Consider the following 18,202-nt stretch of genomic DNA (forward strand, 5'->3'; position numbering starts at 1 on the left):
ATCGATCTATTTTAGTCATACATTTTAGCCAAGCCATATCGATTTAAAATCAAACCAGCCTAAACTGTTTAACTTGACACCTTGTGCACTTGGCGAACAACGCAACCTCAACCAATGATGAAATAAAGGTCGAATCCACATCTCTTTCAATACTTGAGCAATAAGGTCGTTCGATTGATATGAAGAGCTATGCCAAGAGTCCTCGAGTGCTTTCAACTTTTCAATATCATTGCCCATTATTGAAGCACGTATGACAGGAGTATTTAATAACCATTTAATACAGTTCCACGCCTTCGGTTCCGTAAACATCACAGAGCCAAGCCATATATCAATTTCAACCGTTCCCGATTCCCACTCATCATAATCAAGTGCTACTAATTCAATTATCACTCCCTGTACAGCAAGAATGTCTTTGATAGTAAGAGCAAACTGATAATGCTCATGATTATTCTTGGGATAACCAAGTTTAAAATATTGCTCTGGCGGTGGAGTAATTTCGTTATACACAACAGTGTGCCAATATTTAGGCAGGAAGCTCTGTGCAATCATCCAATACTTCCGCTCTTCAATGGGTAAACCCAATAATAAATTGCACGGTTGTAATTGCTGTTCAAACCAAGCCCTTACAGACTGATCTTTAAACGAACTATTTCGATGATCAAACAAGATAAAATATGCGCCTTGCTCTACTACATTTTCGACTAACTGCTCATCTCTAGGGCTTCTTACATCGTTATCAACCCAAGCCGTTTGCTCAGTGTTTGCTGTAAGTTCAAAGTAATCCATCACTATATTTGGTTTATCTTCACGCTTAGCTGGAAGAGTAATAATTTCAATTTCATCTAACAGCGCTCGATAACCAAAATACCGCTCATAGGCAATTAAATGTAATCGATGATGATCATTAACAGCCACTTTGTAGGCACCTGTTCCTACAGGGTATTTATAAAAATCTTTCATTGCTTGATGATTTCTTGGCAGAATCATAGCGCTAGGATCTGCCAATAAAAGTGGTAAATTTAAACACGGCTTGTACAACTGAATAATAATAGAGCGGTCATCAACCGCTTTGACTGATTTGATATTTGAAAATGCAGGTTGGCGTCGTATGCATCGTAATAATGAATTAACCACATCCATTGAATCGAGCAGTTTGCCGTTATGAAAATATACTGACTGGCGTAAATAAAATTGCCATGTTAAAGAATCTTTTTGTTTCCAATAAAAGGAAATGTCGCCTTCCACTTCCTCTTTTTCCTCATTATATCGAGTTAATCCATTAAATATTTGATGGATTAAATGTACTTCAGAACGCCTTAAGGCTGTTCCTGGGTAAAGGTTGGGTAAGGTTCGATAATATGGCACTCGGAGTATATGTTGATCTTTTTCTACGCTATGTCCAAAGCGGCGAGAAAAGAACGACTGCAGTTTAATTTCATCATCTTTAACTAAGGAGATAGCTTCTTGGATCTGCCCTTTATCTACTAGTCTTTTTAAACATTCTTCATTAAATTCATCATGATCCATTAATAATCGCAGTTGAGAACGTTTGCTTCTTCCTGCACTTGATTCCCAGCATATCCAACCTTGCTCCTGCATTTGTAAAACAATATTTCGCGCATGCCGCTTTGAACAATATAGGATATCTGCAACTTCTTGTAATGTAATGGATTGAGTATGCACGCCTAACACGCTTACTAACGATAAATACTTATTTTCAAGGTTTTGAGTAGACATAAAAGATGAAACAAAATAATGAAATAAAACAATTTTATATCATTATTTTCTAACGCATTCTGTCCTCGCAAACCAACTTATCTATTTATCTACATTTTTAGGGAGCAAGAAATGAGTAAGAAGACACTAAATATCGGTGTTTTAGGTTGTGGTGCTATCGCACAAGCTGCCCATTTTGAGAGCTGTACAAAAGCAAAAAATGCTGAACTATACGCAATATGTGATGTTGTAGATGAACTACGAGAACGCATGGCGGTGACACATGGCGCGAAAAAAGCGTACGCAAACTACGATGATATGTTGGCAGATCCTGAACTAGATGCCGTGATTATTGCGACATCAGATGCGTTTCATGTACCCGCATCAATTAAAGCTTTGGAAGCGGGTAAACATGTGCTCTGCGAAAAGCCCTTAGGTGTAACAATTGAAGAAGGGTTAGCGTTAAAAGAGGCAGAGGAAAAAAGCGGTAAACTGGTACAAGTCGCTCACATGAAACGCTTTGATATTGGAATTCAACAAGCGCGTAAATTCATTAATGAAAAAATGGGCAAATTAACCGCACTCAAAGCTTGGTATTGCGATTCAACTCATCGTTATACCGTAACAGATGCAGTACAACCCAAAATAGTGTTTAGCGGTGAATCTTTAAGACCGGAAGGTAACCCTAAGGCTAACTTGCAAACTTATTACATGTTGGCTCATGGCTCCCACTTAATCGATACGGCTCGATTTTTAGCAGGCGATATAATTTCTGTCCGCGCACGTTACAAAGACGATGCTGGTTTGCGTTGTTGGTTTGTCGAAACAGAATTTGCCAATGGTACACTCGGACATTTAGATTTAACGGTTTCAGTTCGAATGGACTGGCATGAAGGATTTCATGTATATGGAGAGAATGGCAGTATCCAAGCGAAAACTCAAAATCCATGGTACTTCCAAACATCGGAAGTCGATATTTTTGATGAAGCCACTGCTACAACTTATCGTCCTCTAGGGGCTGATGGTCACTTTTATAGACGCCAAGTAGAAGCGTTTGCAGACACAATTTTAAATGGTGCTCCAATGCTCGGAGCAACAATTGATGACGGCCTAGAATCTATTCGTGGCATGGTAGCAATCGCTAAATCGGTTGAGACAGGTGAAAAAGTTTACCTGGCAGATATGAAAGGTGGACTGGAATCATGAAAATTGGTGTATTTGCGAAAACATATTCAGGTATAAGCCCTACAGAAGTTTTATTAAAAGTTCATAAAGCAGGCTACGAATCAGTTGCTTATAATATGGTTTGCTCAAAACTTTCATCTCTCCCCCTTGAAGTAACAGATAATGTTATAGAAGAATTAATGATAAGTTCTTTGGCTACAAAGGTAGAGATAAGCTCTTTATCTGCCACTTATAATATGATTCATCAATCAAAACAGGTTAAAGATAATGGATTAACATCACTGCTTAATTTAGCCAGAGTAGCTAATTTAATTGGGTGTAACCTGATCACATTGTGTACAGGAACCCGTTGTCAAACAAACCAATGGCATGGCCATCCCGACAATAATTCACAACAGGCTTGGGACGAATTAGTTTCTGAAATGCGAAAAGCTATTCAGATAGCTGAGAAATACGACATATATCTAGGTATAGAGCCTGAATTATCAAATGTAATTAATTCAGCAACTAAGGCTAAACGATTAATCGAACAATTAGAAAGTGATCGTATCCGTATAATTTTTGATCCTGCTAATTTATTTGAACAAGTAACCTTAGCAGAGCAACATCATATTATTGAAGAAAGCTTCAATTTACTCGAGCCTTATATAATTCAAGCTCATGCGAAAGATCGTAACGCTGATGGTAGCTTTGGAGTAACAGGTAAAGGCATATTAGATTATGATTTTTACATTCGGATGCTTATTAATTCTGGCTTTCAAGGAGAGCTGATTGCTCATGGGTTCAGTGAGCAAGATGGCCAGTTTGTTTATGACTTCCTCCGAGAAAAAGTAATACAGGCAGGACAATAGCATGGAGCGTAAAACATTTATTCACAATGGAGTACAACTTTCTTATTTTGATAGTGGTGGTAAGGGGGTTCCTCTAATTGTCCAACATGGATTAACTGGCGACTATTTTCAAACTAAGGAGATTTTTCCAAACATTGATCAACGCTGTATTACCTTAGAATGTCGCGATCATGGGCACTCAGATATTGGTCCGATAAATGAATTGTCAATCACCACATTTACTAGCGATTTAAAGGCGTTAATGAGGCACCTTGATATAAATATCGCTTATTTTTCTGGTATTTCAATGGGGGCAGCGATCGCGCTTCAATTTGCTTCACGTTACCCTAAAATGGTCAAAGAGCTTATTCTTATTCGTCCAGCATGGGAACTTAAAGCAAGCCCTATAAACTTAGAACCATTTAAAGCTGTGGCCGACTTTGTTGAAGTTTATGGTTGTCAAAAAGGTCTAGAGCATTATCTCAATTCTGAAGCTTATCAAAAAGTATTATTACAATCTTCTGATAATGCTAATTCTCTAAGAAACTTGTTTGATCAACCCGCTTCAAACTTAATTTCTATACTACGGAAAATTACAACTTGTGAGCCTAATGCTACTCCCTCAATAATTAATTTAAATAAAATAAATGTGACGTCACTATTTACAGAAAATGATTATTTACACCCTATTGATAAAGCGAAATCAATGTCACAACATTTTGAGCGATGTGAAGTAATTCAAATATGCAATAAATCAAAAGATAAGCAACAATATATTAATGATTGCAAAAGAGTGTTTTTAAATATCGTAGAAAAGTAATCTCGGTACTTACTCTAGCAATGTTAGGTATTTAGTCTCTAAACAGGGAAAGATGTAACAGAGTATCACTAACTTAAAAGAACTTTACTGTTATTTGAATTATAAAAGAGGAATTGGCGATAAATGTTGTTTTGAATGCAGACCTAGCCAAACTAACGTGTCCTTTTAATATCATTTATCGCCAAAATTTTTAATATTCAGTTGTTATAAAGCAAATTGAAACCATTGTGGGTGTTGTTCCCAAAGCAATTTGATCGCCATTATCATCGACATGATAATAACCATAGGGCGAATAAACTTTTGTCCTTTATTAATAACAATGTGTGCCCCTAAGCGCGCACCGATAAAGCCACCTATTGCCATAATTAAACCCAGTTTCCAAATAGGCAGCCCCGCGATAATAAAAAATGTAAGCGCAGCGATATTAGAAGTGAAGTTTAATATTTTGGTTCTCGCTGTTGCCTCAACTAGGCCAAACTTGGCAATCGCAATAAAACAAATGGTAAATAATGATCCAGTTCCTGGGCCAAAAAAACCATCATAAAAGCCAATAGATGTACCCACGGCAAAAGCAAACATCGCTTCTGATAGTTTTGGATCGCCCTGCGGTTTACCAATATTAGGGCTAAAAAGAAAATACAGTGATACAAATATTAATAAAAGAGGAATAAGACTGGTTAATATACCTGCATCAATATGTTGAACCAACAACGCGCCAATCGCTGAGCCTGTAAAGGTACAGGCAATGGCTAAACGCATGTCTTTAAGTTTTACTAATCCATTACGGACAAAGTACAAAGATGCTGAAAAACTACCAAATGAACTTTGTAATTTGTTGGTAGCCAATACTTGCGCCGGTGGGATACCTACTGAAAGTAGTGCCGGTACGGTTAATAGCCCCCCGCCCCCTGCGATGGCATCTATAAAACCAGCTAATCCAGCAACAAAAAACAATATTACAAATATCTCTAACGTTAATTCCATTTCCCGTCTCATCGTTACCTTTTATTAAGTAACTTGATAATAACGTTATGAATAAAAATGCAATAGCGAAAAACAAGATAATAACCTATTCCACATTGGAATAGGTTGCTTGTGATATGTATTTAAAATTGGAAACCTTTAGGTTATTTACGGTTTCTACACATTTCTGCGGGAAAAGAAAGCTGCACCATCATATAGCGTTTAAAGGTTTCCTCATACGGCTGATCATCTAACGCTTTTTGCATACACAATAGCCATGCATCTTTTTCTGCTAAACCAATATCTAAATGACGGTGCGCACCCGGTATATTGATTGAGCCATACATTTCTGCGTATCGAGAAGGGCCACCCATCCAGCCGACTAAAAATGTAGTTAGTTTAGCTTTAGATTCCGTTAAGTCAGGACTATGCATAGCACGTACTTTGGCAGCAACGGGTAAGGTATCCATGTAGTAATAAAAGGCATCCACTAATTGTTTTACCCCCAGCTCACCACCAGCCGCTTGTAAGGTGCTATCTCCCACCCCATATACTGGCGCTTTTGCTTTCTTTACACCTGAAAAATCATCTTGCTCTGGGTATTCTGAACTATCCAATCTCGACTCACTGTCTTTTACTGCTTTTGTTTATTTTATTATATCTAAAAACAATAAAGAGCCATGTTACTGACTCTTTATTGTTTGCTGGATGTCACAACAATCGTTGATTTACTGCTGCAGTTATAGCGGCTTAACTCACATAAATTGGCCCACTAAATGAAGTCACAGGCGGTACTTTGCCAGTGAATTTTTCAATATCGACAACAACGGTATTGGCACTTGTTGCTTGCGCTAGCTCTGAGGATGGAATATCAATGGTGACCGTATTAGGATCGCCATAAGTATCAATCGCACCAATGTCGTTATTCAACGGCCCAAACCATGCTCCTTCGTAAATCCTTATTACGCCTGTTGGGTAATCCTCCGATAATACCGCCCCTGCTAATAACTGGCCGCGATCGTTAAAGACTCGAACAATATCACCGTCTTTAATACCTTTTTTCTTAGCATCTTCAGGGTTGATATAAACGGGTTCATGATCTTTTACAGCATAGGTATTACGGTACTTTTCAGAATCACACATTTGTGAGTGTAAGCGTTTATTTGGATGGCAAGATTGCAGCCAGAATGGAAATTGCTCCGATTTCGGTCCACCATGAGAGCGCTCTTCTTTTTCAAACCACATTGGGTGGCCTTGGCAATGTTCATAGTTATAGCGTGCTATTTTTCGGCTATAAATTTCAATAAACCCTGACGGTGTACCCAGTGAATTGATTTCAGGATCATTTCGGAACGCTTCGTGGCTCACATAGGTCTGGTCGGTTTTAAATTCGACGATGCCATTTTTCCAAAACTCATTAAATTCTGGCATCGGGTTTTTATCTTTATTTGCATCACGACAATCATTATAGAGATCTTGTATCCACTGCATTTCTGTCATGCCACGAGTATATTGCTTACTTTTACCAAATCGTTCGGTAAGTTCGGTGAAAATTTGAAAATCTGTTTTTGATTGGTATAAGGGATCAACCAATTTATGCATCGCCAACACACCAGCAGTTGAGTATGTACCGTATTGGTCAAGATCATTACGTTCAAACTGTGTACATGCCGGTAATACGATATCGGAGAAACGACAGGTTGGTGTCCATGTATAATCAATATTCACAACTGTTTGTAGCTTTCTGAACGCTTCTTTCATTCGGTTACGTTGTTGATGGTGATTCCATGGGTTACAACCACTAAATACCATCATTTTAATATCGGGTAATACTACATTACTGCCGTTATATTTTATCTTTTTCCCCGGCTCCATAATCGAATCAATCCACCGAGCAACTGGAATTACTGCGCTATAGCCTTTGAAGTCATTATTATTCCAGATGGGCTCTTGCCCTTCATCGACATTTCGTGGAAAACCACCCGGCCCCGCTGCGGTACTAAATGGTAACCCAACGCCACTATAGAAATGAGAATAAGACACCCCACCTCCAGGTAAACCAATTTGCCCAAGCATGGATGCCAATACCGCTCCCATCCAATACGGCTGTTCACCATGTTGCTGGCGCTGTACAGCCCAGCCAAACATTATCATGGTGCGATCTTTTACTAAGCGACGAGCAAATTTACGAATATCATCGGCTTTAACGCCACAAATCTTTTCTGCCCATTCAGGGGTTTTCTCGATTTTATCTTGACCTGTGCCAAGTAAATACGGCAAAAATTCATCAAATCCTAAGGTATAAATTTCTAAAAATTGTTTATCGTATAGGTTTTCTTTGTACAAGGTATGAGCAATACCTAACATGAAAGGAACATCGGTTTGGGGATTAACGTATTGGTGTTCACAGCCGAAATATTTTTGGCTTTTCGACACCACAGGATCGACTGATATCATGGTGATCTCGCCCTTTGCGACTTTGTCTTTTAACTGGGCATAATATCCATAAGAGTCGTGCGTTTCACACTGCCAACCAACTTGGCTATTTTTAATCGGATCGTTAGACCACCAGATTAAGGTTTTGGTCTCTTTTAATATAGTTGTCCATGTCGTTGCTTGAGCATATACCTCGGTAGAGCCAAGTACATAAGGTAAGATAGTTTGTCCAGCTCCCGTTGAGTAATCTCCCACTTTTTTAATAAAATTACCATGCATACCCACTGCACGTTGCATGTGTGATGTACAACTTTGGAACTGCCCTGTTTCACGCCAGCCTGTTTGTCCCGCATGAAGTGCCCAAGGGCCATAATCTTTTTGGATACGTTGTAATTCTTGATAGAAGAGATCTAGCGCTTCATCCCACGTTACTCGAACAAAGCGATTGTTACCTCGTGTTTCGCCACTGTATTTGTTTTTCTTAAGCCAGTCTAACCGCACCATAGGATAACGAATTCTTGAAGGGCTATAAATTATCCCTTTAATTCCGTTTAACATATCTGTTGGGTGCTTATCTAATTCAAAGGGCTTAATTTCTGCGACTTGACCATTATAAATACGCGCTCTAAATGCTCCCCAATGTGAACCTGTCACTTTCCAAATACCCGGTGGCTCTGTTGATTTTGTGACTTCTTCAGCAGCCTTAGCCGCTTGCATCAACAATCCAGGACCAATAACAGAAGCGGCACTCGTAGTTGCTAAACCTTGCAAAAATTTACGTCTACTCAGTGACATAAAAAATTCCTCACGATTAAAACGTAAAAAGGTTGCTGAACATGATGTATGTTTAGCAACCTTTAGTTTGATTAATGTTCAGCTTTAGAAAAATCTGACGAATGGTTTTGTAAATATTTCAATACAATAGCTTCGCTATCAGTATCAAAATTCACAAATGCAAGCATACCGTTAAACATGCCAGGCCAAGTATTTGCGTCAAAATGGTTTTCTGCTGGCTGGGTATGACATACGCTACAGTTGGTGTTGTATGCCGATTTTGCGGCAGTCCAAACAGTACTGATATCACTAACAAAGTTCTTTTTCTCAACCCACAGTGTTGCGGTTACTTGTTGCCATTTTAGCCCTGTGACGTCATCTTCTTTTTGCTCGAAACCTTTTACAATATCAGCGCTTTGCGCGGCATTTTTACTTAGTGCAGCTGTTGGTATATTCATCCCGAAATCTTGATTAATAACCCGACCAAAGCCTTTTACTTTACGCCAACCGCTTAGTTCAATTTGCAGCATGTCGTTTTTAATCGCCACCACTTTAACCGCAGATGCAGGCTCTAAAGAACCCCCGTCTTTAGTTTTAGCTTCATCTTCATAAAGGGGTAAAAACTGTACGCTGTAGTATGTGTCATCTTTTGAATAATCAGTACTATGGGATGCGGCGGACAATTCAGACACAATCCCACCAGATGAGGCCATATCAGCAGGAAGATGGTGAGCAATACCTTTGTGGCAATCAAGACAGCTTTGGTCTTTCGCTGCGGCCTGTTTCATTTGTACCTGCGCACGTGGTGACATTTCATCCCATTTCATGCTGTCATAATTGTGGCAACTTTTACATTCCAACGATCCATTCGCAGCAAAGCGTTTCCATTCATGCTGGGCTAATTCCAGCCTTTTTGCTTCAAACTTTGCAGGAGTATCAATGGTGCCAGCAATAGCTCCAAAGACTTCTTTACTCGCCTGCATTTTTCGAGCAATTTTATCCGTCCAATTATGGGGAACATGACAATCAGGGCAAGTAGCGCGGACACCTGAGTGATTTGACCAGTGCACGGTTTCTTGCAGCTCAGGATAAACGGTGTCACTCATGGAGTGGCAACTGATACAAAATTTTTCTGTGTTGGTCATTTCAAGGGCGGTATTAAATCCCCCCCAAAATATAACCCCTGCAATAAAACCACCTAATGCGAGTACGCCAAGGCTTATTTTGGTTGCAGGCCGCCACAGTGTTATCCAAACTTTTTTTAAGGACGACTTCATTATTTACCTACCCGTTTTTTATTTAATGTTGACGAGTGCTTAACCATGGCCTGGGGGGCCAAGGAAGAACACTTGCAGCGCCCAAATAAAAAAACCATATCCGCTAACAAACATGACAGATAAAATAGGAAACAGTAAAACAACGATGAATAGAAATGTTCGCCATTCATAACGACCTTTCTCTTTATCATCCATTTCTTCACTTAACATTATTTCTCTCTCACTTATTAGTAAGCCTTGTTATTCCTAATAAGACTTTCCAGTGCTGTAGGTGAATTATAGACAATAGTTATACCTTTAATTAATAAGGTTATTAAAAAACCACTGGGATCACATTTTTGCTTAACTAATAATTCCTGAGTTTTGCTCTAACCCATTACTTTATTTATAAAAAAAGGCCAGCATCTCTGCTGGCCTTTTTTACAATATTTAACGGAGAATTACTCTACCGTGTCAATATCTAATACTGTTTGGATTGGATCTGCCATCTTTGGTGTATTACCAAAGCCACGTAAACCCACCACGTGTACGTGTTCACGATCTTTGAAAATCTTACGTACCAGTTTGTAGGTTGTACCCTTTTCAGGACTGATATTTTCAGGTGCCGCAATCAGTAACTGCATGTCTAAGCGTTCACATAACTCAAACAATGTTGCGATTGATTTACCATCAAGTCGTGCCGCTTCATCCAAGAACAAGAGTCGACAAGGGATAATATCTTTACCACGTAAGCGGCGAGATTCTTCTTCCCAACTCTGAACAACCATCAACAGAATTGCCTGACCTGTACCAATCGCTTCACCCGTTGATAGCGCGCCAGATTCCGCTTGTAGCCAACCGTCCGTACCACGGTTAACTTCAATGCTTAACTCAAGGTAATTACGGTAATCTAACAATTCTTCGCCCAAGATCTGCGGCGAACGTTGACCCATATCGATATGTGGATTCAAACGTTGGAACAACTTCGCAATTGCTTCAGAGAATGATAAACGGTTATTACCGAATAGATCGTTATGTTGATCTTTATTCTCAACCAGTCCTGCAAGTAATGATTCGTGCGTATCACGTACTTTAACGTTTAGACGCACCCCATGAACCTGACCAAAACCAATACTTTGTAAGCCTTGGTTTAACATACGAATACGGTTTTGCTCACGCTGGATTGTTTTACGAATAATGTTCGCTACAGAATCAGAGCTGATCGCTAAACGTTGTTCACGAGCTGTTAGCTCTTCAGTTAAGCGACCGAGCTCTGCTTCCATTTCTTCGATAGCTTCAACCGGATCGTCGGTACGAATAATATCGTGACGAATACGCTCACGTAGATGCTGGTATACCGCGATGTAGAAGAGAACTTTACGTTCTGGACGAGTCACATCTTCTGACGCACGTAATGCATCACGTAAGTCTTCGTTATCAGCAACCGCCAGACGCAGTGAACCTAATGCTTTATCCGATAGTGATCGTAGTTCATCAGCCGACATATACGCCATTTCACGGCGATGTAAACGGCGTTCAACATCGCTTTCACGCGCTAAACGTAATACTGCACACCAACCCGCTTTAGCGTTAACCACTAACTTACGGAAATCTTGATATTCTTTACCCACTTTACGCAAACGCTTCACTAACGACTTCATTTCAAGTTCGATAGAAGTGGTTGATTTTTCTAACTGGCTACGACGGCTACGAGAACTGTGTAAACGATCATTGAGTTCATCACGACGAATACGCGCACGTTCTTCTGCTTCAACATCCGCACGCACTCCTAGCTCTTGCAGTTCACGTTCAAACTCTTGAACCGTTTCCATCTTTGCTTGGTGTGAACTCTTCAGTGACGCCATTAACTGGTTGTACTGGTTCGCTTGTGCGCGTGCTTGCTTTAAGCTTTCACGGCTAAGACCACGAGCTTGTTCTGCGGTTGCGAGTTTCGCTTTAAGCTGCTCGTTTAACTCTGAACTCTTACTTAGTAACTCTACCGCATCGGCATAGCTAAAATAATGACGACGTTCAGCTAAATCAGCCACGGCGAAGATCAGAGTCTTCAGCTCTTGTAGCTTCTGATCCGCCGCTTCGTAATTAGCTTGTAGTGCATCGAATTGCTCTGGATCAGCATCCAGTGCAGACACTAACATTTCAAGTTCGGCTAACGCTTTTCCATGACGGTCAAGGTAGTTACGTGCTTCATCCATTTGTGAAAGTTGTTGTTCAACTTCTTCAAAACGAGCGCTTAGCGTATCATCTTCAAGCAATGTTACCACTGGGTTTAATTTACCCAGTAATGCAAGGCCTTCACGAGCGGCTACTAACTGGCTACGCTGCTGTTGTTCTTGCGCTTGTGATTCAGATAGCTGACGTGCGATCTGGTTACGTTGATCACGGGCTTGCTTTAATTCTGCTTCAGGATCTGGGTTAAATGCTACAGACATATGCGTTGCAACAAAGCTATTAAAGCTCTGATATAAACGCTGAAGTTTTTGTGAATCAAACGATGCTTTAGCGAGATCTTCTACAACTTGATCTTTCTCATCACGTAAGAACTCTAAACGTTGTTCACGCGCTGCACGACCAAATAATGGCATTTCTGGGAAACGAGAATAACGCAGTTGACGATCGTTTAAGTGAACGCAAACCGCATCTTCTAGTTCATTAACATCAAAGCCACTGTCATCAAATGAATCAGCATCACCTTCAATGATGTAAAGATCATCTGGGCAATCATCTAGCGAAACTAATTTTTCTTTAATACCGTTAAGATCAGGGACAATAATCGCGTGACGCGCTGGACCGTACATCGCACTGAAATATGGCGCATCATCAATAGTAATATCGTCATAAACTTCAGATAATAGCGTACCGCCAAGGGTATCGGCTAACCCACGTAAACGTGAATCATCACTACCACCTGGCTGTGCTAAACGCTCAATATCAGTATCAAGTTGCTTTTTACGAGCGGCTAATTCATCACGTAGACGCGAAGCTTCACGCTCGTTATCCAACGTTAGTTGCATTGCATCCATTACCGCTTGGCTACTTGAAAGCTCGGCATTCGCTTGCTCTGATAATTTCTCTAGCGCATCAGAAGCTGCAATCCATGTTGGAGCTTGAGATTCTAATGTAGCAATACGAGAAACTAAACGTTGCTCGTCATGGCGCATGTCGTTACGTTGTTCAACCAGCGTTGCTTGATCTTGATCTAAGCTCTCAAGCGTTGCTTCATGGCGCGCTTGTTCTTCAACTAACGCTAATTCGCTATCTAATGTGGTAGCGAATTTCTTTGTATATGCTTCCGCTAACTCAAGCGCTTGGCGTTGGCTACGAACACTACGCTCTAAATCACGGTATTGCGCTTTTAGCTGCTCACCACGATCTGAAATCGCACGTAGTTGACGACCATGATCAATCAATTCACGGGCTTTGTTACTTGCATTTGCGCGATCAACGGCACCTGCAATGGTGGTAATGATTGCTAAGCCTTTATCAAACTGTTGCGCCGCCGCTGACGACATATCCAGTTTGTGTTTAAGGGCTAATAATGCTGTTGTTTGGGTATCTTGTTGCTGCTTAAGTTGAGTAAGGTATGGAGGCGCTTGATCTGGCAGCATTTGATGATCACCAGACAAATCACGTGCTTTTTCTAATGCTTGTACCGCTTGTTGATACTGCAATGCACGGGTTTGCTGCATATCTAATGCTTGCTGATAATCCGCTAACTGGGTTTTTAAGCTATCAACTTCTTCTTCCGTTAGCTGTGATTGTTCTTCGGCTATCGCAAGTTGCTCTGCCGCTTCTTCAACCACCATTACCTGCTCTTCAAGACGCTCTGTTAGCTCTTCAAGATCTTCTTTATAACGCTCGATTTTCTCAGCTTGACGTACTGCTGTTTGTACTAGCTGTAGGTGATCAGATGCTGCTTGATGATCTTGCTCTAACGCGCCTTCTTGCTCGGTCAATTCATCCAGCTCTGCAGTCATATTATTAAACGTAGACTGCTGATCGATTAAGGTTTGGCGTGAGCCCATTAGCTCACCACGTAAGCTCAATGTTTGCTCTAGCTTCTTCTGACGCTCGTTAGCATGACGCATATAATCGGCAGCAACATAGTTCGTTGCTTCTGAGATCAAATGCTTAAACAAGTCACGGTCACGCTGAGTCAGTTTAATCGCTTCTAATGTCGAACGGTTTTCACGCAGTGCCGCTTCCATATCTTGGAAGGCTTTTTTAACACCGGTGTTGTGCGGTAATAGGTAATCACGTAATGAACGTGTGATTGCACTTGAAATACCACCGTATAGCGATGCTTCAATTAAGCGGTAGAACTTAGAACGATCTTGGCTGTTACGTAATTTCTTCGGTAACACACCCATTTCAAACATTTGAACGTGGTAATCAGTTACCGAGTTAAATGTTTTAAATTGGACGCCTTCATATTGTGAAACAATGTCTTTTACATCATTAAGCTGCCGAACACGAGCTTGGTTTTCAGATAGCGTTTCAATTAACACATCAGTCGGTTTAATGCCCGAAGGCAAGCCTTGAATTAAGAAAGGTTTAATATCGACTTTCTTATCACGACCCGCGACTTGCTGTAATTTTACAGCAAAGATAATGCGTTGCTTCTTCGAGTTAACCACATCAAGCGCAGCATAACAGGCACCCGGCTTCAATTTACCGTGAAGGCCTTTATCGCGTGAGGCATTTGAGCTTCCCGCTTCCGTCGTATTTCGGAAGTGAAGTAGGCTTTGATCAGGAATGAGTGTGGTAATGAAAGCAGCCATGGTTGTTGACTTACCCGCACCGTTACCACCTGAAAGCGTTGTCACCAAATTATCAATGTCAAATGTACGCGCAAAGAAGCCGTTCCAGTTGACCATGGTGAGCGATTGATACTTACCGCGTTCCATTAAATACTACTCTCCTGTTCCACTTGTTGTGCATCTGCATTTTCAAGTGATTCTTGACTGTCTTGTTCGATATCGTCGAGCAAACTTGATTGGCTTGGTTCTTGATGATGCACGACAGCTTCACCGTCACGGATCAAGCGTAGCTGCGCTTCACGCATATCATCACCCGTTCGTACATCGGCACCAAAACGGAATACCGCTTCACTAATACGGAATTTACCGTGATCACCAATTGGAATTAGCATCCCTATACGACGTAAACGACGCAATGATGTTTTCACTTTATCGAACAGTTTTTCACGATCAAGATCTGAACCTGTTGCGCGGTTAGTCACTAATTTCATTAGCTTTTGTTCATCTGCTAATGTCACTAACTCGTCAAACAACTCTTGGTTGGTAAAAATACCTTCGTGCGCTAAACGCTCTGGGCTTAGGTAAAGGAAACACAACACTTTACCTACCAGCATGTCGATTTCTGATAATACAGAACGACCAATCAATGAAGTTGAACGTGGACGAAGGTATAAAAAGCCTTCTGCCGCACGGACTAATTCTGCATTATAACGCTTGTAAAACATGCCAAGTTCTTGTTCAAATTCGATCAAAAAGGCATGGTTATCTAAATCTTCACTAGAAATATGGCGACCTGAACGGAGCGCGTTATCCAGTGCTGGGAAAAGTGGATTAGCAATTGCTTTTGCTAAATTTTCCGGCATGAATTCTTCAATATTTGTCAATGACATGAGCTTGTACCTTGGCTCCGTATTCGTTAATTGCTTCCCAATCCGGCTGAATTGCATTGAAGTCAGCCTCTGAGTATCCCATTCTTACTGCTTGATCAATCACGATTCTTGCCAAATCAAAATGCTGGGCAAATGGGTGTTGAGCCAAATAATCTTTGAGCAGTGAGCTTAGGTTGATGGGTGCGCCTGTCGCTTTATGCGCTTTTAGCATTGCTGCAACTTTTTCTGCCAATATATCATTAACTAAGTCGAGCTCTTCAAATTCCATCTCAGCAGGAACAATACCTGTTACTTCATCGTCACGAAGCACTAATGCTTCATCACGCATGTCTAATAAACGTTCAGCATCTGCATAGGTCAATAACCATGGCGCATCAAAATAATCAGTAACCGACTGGCGTAAACGCTGACTAAATGCACGGTTCTTGTCCATATCTATCGCGGTACGAATAAACTTATGTACATGGCGATCGTAGCCAATCCATAAGTCAATCGCTTGCTGACCCCAACTGATAATGCGATCCAGTTTTGCTTGTAGGATATAAACCATCCCATCAACATAATCTAAATCATCACGACCTTGTGTAGATTCTTGAATCGTAAGTAACTGCGTTTGTAGCTGATCGCCTGCCGCTTGTAGTGTATCTTGAAGCTCTTTTAGCGTCGCTGACGTTTCATCAAGTAACTGCTCACAACTACTGATTGCCGCGCGCCAATCTTGATTTAGCAATTCAGCAATATCGACTTTGACTTGCTGTTGTTGCTCATCCATGGTGCGCTGGTTTAAATCGATTCGATCGAATATTTCAGCTACTGAGTATTTCAATACGGCATGTACATTTTGACGCCAGTGTTTCTCATCACCGTCTTCTTGTGCCGCCGTTGCTGCTTTATTTATTTCATCTGCCACCATTGCTAACTGGATAGATAGCTTGAGTGTTGAAAACTCTCGTTGGCGAACGTAATAATCACTAATGCCCAACGCTAATGGGCTTAAACGATAAATACTAGCGCCATCAGTTACTTCACTAGTAAAGCGTGAAATTAATCGCTGTCTTACCAATTCATTAATGGCGTTGTTGGCGCGAAATGCCAGGGTTTCTTTGGATTGGCCGAACATATCACTTACTATGCGAAATGCGTCAACCAGTTCTCCTTCCCCTAATTCTTCATCAAAGCGATCACCGCTTAAAACGGCAATGGCTAACAAGAACGCCAGCCGTTCTGTTGGTAGGTTTAAAGCAAAATCATTTTGCTTTACCCAGTTAACCAACTCAGGAACCGTCTGGGTAACTTCACTCATCCCTTGTCCTTATTGCTGTTATTAGAGTTTGTCGTTGTTATGTGCGTTTCTTCAGCAAAAGGCTTACGGGCATACACATGAATATAACGCCCCAACGACAAAAACGGCTCTTGACGGCAAAGCTTCTGCTCCATCTCAAGAACCTGTTCAAAACTGTAGTCACCAACCATATGGGTTTGAATATAATCATGGAAGGTACGAACCCCTGTTTTACCTATGATTTCAAACCCTGCATCGGTTAGGCACTGATAAACCTCTTCTGGTTTTATCCCTTGCTGCGGCTGCAATTTAAAGCGCTTGCGATGTGGCATTCCTTGCTCAATATGAGTCAAGTTGCCACAAATTAAGTTTTTAAACAGTAGACCGTTGTAGTTATAAAACATTACGGAAATTGCACCGCCAGGTTTCACATTGTGTAATAGACCAGTAAGTACCTCGATTGGTTCAGCTAACCATTCCATTACTGCATGAAATAAAATTAAATCGACAGGTTCAGGTATGAACTCACCAATTTCCTGCACAGGACAATGCACTAAACGATATTGCTCAAGCAAACCGTTTTTAGCAATTTCTTGTTGAGCTAATGTCAACATTTCGCTAGAAAGATCACATAACGTTACTTGATGTCCAAGCGATGCAATTTTTTGTGACAATTGTCCAATACCTCCCCCTGCATCTAATACAGTAAGAGGTGATACACTGCTAAGCGAGGTAAGAATTTGTTCAATATCTTGCCAAACGACAGTTTGTCGAATTTGCCCTTTTGCTGTGCCATATATGTTTTCAGCGAACTTTTGCGCTAAATCATCAAAATTTCGGTCTTTGATCACGGCTGCTTTACGTTATGATAGCGAATCTAAAAAGTGGCTTATTTTCTCACAAGCAGTAAAGGAATAAAGGCTTGTGATGCTTTTTCAAGCTCAACTGCTGAAATTTCGGACTACATTTCATGTTTGAATTAAAAAAATTAATCGCAACACTCCTTATGCCCCTCCCTGCACTGCTGATCATTGGGGTTATTGGATTACTGGTTCTATGGTTTACACGTAAGAAAAAACTGGCTTCGGGAATTATTGCATTCTCTTTTTTGGGGCTTTTTGCCGTCTCTTTTCAGCCCGTCTCTACGAGCTTATTGCGTCCATTAGAGCAACAGTACCCCGCTTTTGTCGGGCTCATCTAAACCTGTCGATTTTGTTATGGTGCTCGGAAATAGCCATGTGATCGATAAAACGTTTCCCATTACCTCTGAAA

General features: G+C 40.8%; 14 protein-coding genes. 4 read left to right on the forward strand and 10 right to left on the reverse strand.

All coding sequences use genetic code 11. From position 1 onward, the window contains the following. Nucleotides 1–24: 24 nt before the first annotated feature. Complete coding sequence (locus SKA34_RS12695; RefSeq protein WP_006645936.1) at nt 25–1,737, reverse strand: SgrR family transcriptional regulator; 1,713 nt, start codon at nt 1,735–1,737, stop codon at nt 25–27. 111 nt (nt 1,738–1,848) lie between these two features. Between SKA34_RS12695 and SKA34_RS12700 the strand changes: the two genes are divergently transcribed. Genes SKA34_RS12700 through SKA34_RS22615 form a run of 3 tightly spaced genes read left to right on the forward strand, consistent with a single transcriptional unit; the run spans nt 1,849 to nt 4,551 of the window. Further along, the gene (locus SKA34_RS12700) at nt 1,849–2,922 is read left to right on the forward strand and encodes a Gfo/Idh/MocA family protein (protein WP_006645937.1); all 1,074 of its coding nucleotides are present in this window, start codon (nt 1,849–1,851) and stop codon (nt 2,920–2,922) included. Next, nucleotides 2,919–3,752, forward strand: coding sequence for a sugar phosphate isomerase/epimerase (locus tag SKA34_RS12705; RefSeq protein WP_006645938.1), 834 nt, complete (start codon nt 2,919–2,921; stop codon nt 3,750–3,752). Before SKA34_RS12700 ends, SKA34_RS12705 begins: the two co-directional genes overlap by 4 nt. 1 nt (nt 3,753) lies before the next feature. Further along, a complete protein-coding gene (locus tag SKA34_RS22615) occupies nt 3,754–4,551 on the forward strand; it encodes an alpha/beta fold hydrolase (RefSeq protein WP_006645939.1) in 798 nt (265 codons plus the stop codon). A 204-nt stretch (nt 4,552–4,755) separates the two neighbouring features. On the opposite strand, the gene SKA34_RS12715 is transcribed toward SKA34_RS22615, so the two are convergent. From SKA34_RS12715 to cmoM, 9 genes are all read right to left on the reverse strand, one after another. Continuing rightward, a complete protein-coding gene (locus SKA34_RS12715) occupies nt 4,756–5,535 on the reverse strand; it encodes a TSUP family transporter (protein WP_006645940.1) in 780 nt (259 codons plus the stop codon). Between the two features lie 143 nt (nt 5,536–5,678). Further along, nucleotides 5,679–6,131: a group II truncated hemoglobin gene (locus tag SKA34_RS12720; protein ID WP_006645941.1), complete on the reverse strand. Its 453-nt coding sequence runs from the start codon at nt 6,129–6,131 to the stop codon at nt 5,679–5,681. 133 nt (nt 6,132–6,264) lie between these two features. Beyond that, entirely contained in the window at nt 6,265–8,745 is a 2,481-nt protein-coding gene (gene torA, locus SKA34_RS12725; protein ID WP_006645942.1) for a trimethylamine-N-oxide reductase TorA, read from the reverse strand. Between the two features lie 71 nt (nt 8,746–8,816). Further along, complete coding sequence (gene torC / locus SKA34_RS12730) at nt 8,817–10,001, reverse strand: pentaheme c-type cytochrome TorC (RefSeq protein WP_006645943.1); 1,185 nt, start codon at nt 9,999–10,001, stop codon at nt 8,817–8,819. A 39-nt stretch (nt 10,002–10,040) separates the two neighbouring features. Further along, nucleotides 10,041–10,211: a periplasmic nitrate reductase, NapE protein gene (locus tag SKA34_RS12735; protein ID WP_005367160.1), complete on the reverse strand. Its 171-nt coding sequence runs from the start codon at nt 10,209–10,211 to the stop codon at nt 10,041–10,043. Between the two features lie 230 nt (nt 10,212–10,441). Beyond that, complete coding sequence (gene mukB / locus SKA34_RS12740; RefSeq protein ID WP_006645944.1) at nt 10,442–14,905, reverse strand: chromosome partition protein MukB; 4,464 nt, start codon at nt 14,903–14,905, stop codon at nt 10,442–10,444. Further along, nucleotides 14,905–15,648 (reverse strand): chromosome partition protein MukE, encoded by a 744-nt coding sequence (gene mukE, locus SKA34_RS12745; protein WP_006645945.1) that lies wholly within the window; start codon nt 15,646–15,648, stop codon nt 14,905–14,907. Before mukE ends, mukB begins: the two co-directional genes overlap by 1 nt. Then, entirely contained in the window at nt 15,629–16,951 is a 1,323-nt protein-coding gene (mukF, locus tag SKA34_RS12750) for a chromosome partition protein MukF (protein ID WP_006645946.1), read from the reverse strand. The genes mukE and mukF overlap by 20 nt, the downstream gene beginning before the upstream one ends. Further along, nucleotides 16,948–17,781, reverse strand: a complete 834-nt coding sequence (gene cmoM / locus SKA34_RS12755; RefSeq protein ID WP_006645948.1) for a tRNA uridine 5-oxyacetic acid(34) methyltransferase CmoM — start codon at nt 17,779–17,781, stop codon at nt 16,948–16,950. The genes mukF and cmoM overlap by 4 nt, the downstream gene beginning before the upstream one ends. 119 nt (nt 17,782–17,900) lie before the next feature. On the opposite strand from cmoM, the gene SKA34_RS12760 reads away from it, so the two are divergent. Then, nucleotides 17,901–18,131: a hypothetical protein gene (locus tag SKA34_RS12760; RefSeq protein WP_006645949.1), complete on the forward strand. Its 231-nt coding sequence runs from the start codon at nt 17,901–17,903 to the stop codon at nt 18,129–18,131. The last annotated feature ends 71 nt before the right edge of the window (nt 18,132–18,202 follow it).

Origin of the sequence: Photobacterium sp. SKA34 (assembly GCF_000153325.1) — a bacterium.
Classification (GTDB): Bacteria; Pseudomonadota; Gammaproteobacteria; order Enterobacterales; family Vibrionaceae; genus Photobacterium.

Bases quoted from the DNA above. Each gene is read 5' to 3' on its own strand.
- mukE (WP_006645945.1), bottom strand. From the start codon at position 15,648: ATGTCATTGACAAATATTGAAGAATTCATGCCGGAAAATTTAGCAAAA.
- SKA34_RS12705 (WP_006645938.1), top strand. From the start codon at position 2,919: ATGAAAATTGGTGTATTTGCGAAAACATATTCAGGTATAAGCCCTACA.
- SKA34_RS22615 (WP_006645939.1), top strand. From the start codon at position 3,754: ATGGAGCGTAAAACATTTATTCACAATGGAGTACAACTTTCTTATTTT.
- SKA34_RS12715 (WP_006645940.1), bottom strand. From the start codon at position 5,535: ATGGAATTAACGTTAGAGATATTTGTAATATTGTTTTTTGTTGCTGGA.
- mukB (WP_006645944.1), bottom strand. From the start codon at position 14,905: ATGGAACGCGGTAAGTATCAATCGCTCACCATGGTCAACTGGAACGGC.
- SKA34_RS12760 (WP_006645949.1), top strand. From the start codon at position 17,901: ATGTTTGAATTAAAAAAATTAATCGCAACACTCCTTATGCCCCTCCCT.
- SKA34_RS12735 (WP_005367160.1), bottom strand. From the start codon at position 10,211: ATGTTAAGTGAAGAAATGGATGATAAAGAGAAAGGTCGTTATGAATGG.
- SKA34_RS12700 (WP_006645937.1), top strand. From the start codon at position 1,849: ATGAGTAAGAAGACACTAAATATCGGTGTTTTAGGTTGTGGTGCTATC.
- torC (WP_006645943.1), bottom strand. From the start codon at position 10,001: ATGAAGTCGTCCTTAAAAAAAGTTTGGATAACACTGTGGCGGCCTGCA.
- SKA34_RS12695 (WP_006645936.1), bottom strand. From the start codon at position 1,737: ATGTCTACTCAAAACCTTGAAAATAAGTATTTATCGTTAGTAAGCGTG.
- torA (WP_006645942.1), bottom strand. From the start codon at position 8,745: ATGTCACTGAGTAGACGTAAATTTTTGCAAGGTTTAGCAACTACGAGT.
- mukF (WP_006645946.1), bottom strand. From the start codon at position 16,951: ATGAGTGAAGTTACCCAGACGGTTCCTGAGTTGGTTAACTGGGTAAAG.